At 66.9% G+C, this 1,160-nt stretch carries 1 protein-coding gene; it reads left to right on the forward strand.

Annotation, left to right across the window (positions count from 1 at the left end):
• Positions 1 to 1,160: elongation factor Tu (tuf, locus tag KY572_RS46865; protein ID WP_224250322.1), on the forward strand; the 1,160-nt coding region annotated here is incomplete at both ends.

Raw genomic sequence — 1,160 nt, forward strand, 5'->3', positions numbered from 1 at the left:
CCCCACGTGAACATCGGGACCATCGGTCACGTGGACCACGGGAAGACGTCGCTGACCGCCGCCATCACCAAGGTGCTGGCCAAGACGGGAGGCGCGACGTTCCTGGCCTATGACCAGATCGACAAGGCCCCCGAGGAGCGTGAGCGCGGCATCACCATCTCCACCGCGCACGTGGAGTACCAGACCAAGGCGCGCCACTACGCGCACGTGGACTGCCCGGGCCACGCCGACTACGTGAAGAACATGATTACCGGCGCGGCGCAGATGGACGGCGCCATCCTGGTGGTGTCGGCCGCCGACGGCCCGATGCCCCAGACGCGCGAGCACATCCTGCTGGCCCGCCAGGTGGGCGTGCCCTACATCGTCGTCTTCCTGAACAAGGTGGACATGCTGGACGATCCGGAGCTGCGCGAGCTGGTGGAGATGGAGGTGCGCGACCTGCTCAAGAAGTACGAGTTCCCGGGCGACACCATCCCCATCATCCCCGGCAGCGCGCTCAAGGCGCTGGAGGGTGACACCAGCGACATCGGCGAGGGCTCCATCCTGAAGCTGATGGAGGCGGTGGACAGCTACATCCCGACGCCTGCGCGCGCCACGGACAAGCCGTTCCTGATGCCGGTGGAGGACGTGTTCTCCATCGCCGGCCGTGGCACGGTGGCCACCGGCCGCGTGGAGCGCGGCAAGATCAAGGTGGGCGAGGAGGTGGAGGTGGTCGGTCTGCGCCCCACCCAGAAGACGGTGATTACGGGCGTGGAGATGTTCCGCAAGCTGCTGGACGAGGGCCTGGCGGGCGACAACATCGGCGCGCTGCTGCGCGGCCTGAAGCGTGAGGACCTGGAGCGCGGCCAGGTGCTGGCCAAGCCGGGCAGCATCACCCCGCACACCAAGTTCAAGGCGCAGATCTACGTGCTGACCAAGGAAGAGGGTGGTCGTCACACGCCGTTCTTCAAGGGGTACCGGCCGCAGTTCTACTTCCGCACCACGGACGTGACGGGGACGGTGAAGCTGCCGGACAACGTCGAGATGGTGATGCCGGGCGACAACATCGCCATCGAGGTGGAGCTCATCACCCCGGTGGCCATGGAGAACCAGCTGCGCTTCGCCGTCCGTGAGGGCGGTCGCACGGTGGGTTCTGGCGTCGTGGCCGAGGTCATCGAGTA

The sequence above is a fragment of the Hyalangium gracile genome (genome assembly GCF_020103725.1).
In the GTDB taxonomy this organism is placed as follows: Bacteria; Myxococcota; Myxococcia; order Myxococcales; family Myxococcaceae; genus Hyalangium; species Hyalangium gracile.